Source organism: Desertibacillus haloalkaliphilus, from assembly GCF_019039105.1.
GTDB classification, from domain to species: Bacteria; Bacillota; Bacilli; order Bacillales; family KJ1-10-99; genus Desertibacillus; species Desertibacillus haloalkaliphilus.
This window is the reverse complement of the sequence record NZ_JAHPIV010000096.1, coordinates 1-458: the sequence shown is the minus strand read 5'-3', so window position 1 is coordinate 458 and position 458 is coordinate 1. Positions and strand designations below refer to the sequence as shown.

General features: G+C 52.6%; 1 protein-coding gene. It reads left to right on the top strand.

Features of this window, described 5'->3' with window-relative positions; all coding sequences use genetic code 11:
- A partial coding sequence (locus tag KH400_RS29670; RefSeq protein WP_217227976.1) for a hypothetical protein occupies positions 1-458 on the top strand: 458 nt, incomplete at both ends.

The window sequence follows — 458 nt, the reverse complement described above, 5'->3', positions numbered from 1 at the left end:
AGAAAGAAAAGGAGGGAGAAGGAAAAAGAGAGGGAGAGGAGAAGGGGGAAGGAGGGAGGGGGGAAGAAAGAGGGGAAAAAAGGGGGGAGGGGGAAAGGAGAAGGAAAGAAGAGGAGAAAGGGGGAGGGAAGGGAAAAGGGGGAGAGGGGGAGAGGGAGGGGAGGAGGGAAAGAAAGGGGGGGGGGGGAAAAAGAGGAAGGAGGGAAAGAAAGGAGGAAAGGGGAAAGGAAGAGGAGGAAGAGGAGGGAGGGGGGGAGAAAGGGAGGGAAAAGAAGAAAAGAAAGGGGAGGGGGAGAAAAAAGAGGGGGGAAAAGAAAAAGAGGGGGGGAAGGAAGAAGAAAAGAAAGGGAAAGGAAAAGAGAAGAGGAAAGAGGAGAGAGAGGGAAAAAAAAGGGAGGAGGGAAGAAAAGGGGGGAAAGAAAAGGAAAGAGAGAAAGAAGAGGGAAGAGGAGGAGAGG